Origin of the sequence: Flavobacterium bizetiae, from assembly GCF_902804475.1 — a bacterium.
GTDB lineage: Bacteria > Bacteroidota > Bacteroidia > Flavobacteriales > Flavobacteriaceae > Flavobacterium > Flavobacterium bizetiae.
Genome location: NZ_CADCSU010000241.1, coordinates 1 through 947 on the forward strand (window position 1 = coordinate 1; position 947 = coordinate 947).

Annotated in this window: 1 protein-coding gene; it reads left to right on the forward strand. The window is 26.5% G+C overall.

The genetic code is table 11. The features are described from left to right. Positions 1-947: hypothetical protein (locus tag FLACOL7796_RS24500; protein ID WP_173973383.1), on the forward strand; the 947-nt coding region annotated here is incomplete at both ends.

Below are 947 nucleotides of genomic sequence, written 5' to 3' on the forward strand. Positions count from 1 at the left end.
GATTATGAAAAAATAATTAGTAATATAGATTTAGAGATTGATTTAAATGGGAAAAAGAGAACAATTTATGAAAAACATAAATTAAAACTTGATTCGTATATCAATCAGTATATTCCAGCTTCAATTAAGTATATAATTCATCTAAATGACAAAGGCTCAGAATTATTGGCTGAATATATAAAAAATAAAGTAAGTGGCTTCACAAAAAGTTCTATAAAGATTATCAATCAATCTAATTTGACCGAAGGAGAAATTTTGTCTGATGAGATAGGTTCTATTTTAATCGTTGCCTCCTGTATAACTAATGGAAAGAATCTTTTGTATTTGAGTAGATTTTTCAGAAATCATGCAAACGTTAGACTAGTATATTTCGTCGCTATTAATAGAATTAGTGACGAATCAAAACAAAAAGAGTTAAAAAGCAACATAAAATATGGGCTTTATGGTCCTGAAAATAGTTCATTTATTGAGATTGAATCTATAAACTGTGATAATTCTAATTTTCAAACACCATGGGAAAGAGAATTAGAACATTTAAAAGAACTGAGGGAAAAAATAAAAGATAATTTTATTGAAGATAGGATTTCGACGATTGAAAATTTCGATGATATAAAAATAAAAGGAGGCAGCGATAAAATATTTAATTCAGATTTGAATAATGAGGAGCTGAAAATTAGAAAAAACTCTGCTTTTTTCAATGACAATTCATATTATAATAACATAAGTCAATCTGATATCTATTTTACTATTTCTTGTGTTTTAAATAATATGAGAAATAACAAAGTAGATGGATTATATCAAACAAATTTCGTTAGAAACTTGATAGATCCCTTTATTTTCAATCGCTTTAATGATGGAATAATTCAATCCGCTATTCTAAGATCTGCTAAAGATGAAGAACTTAACTATTCTTATAGCTTAGCAACTTCAACGGATATGTATACACT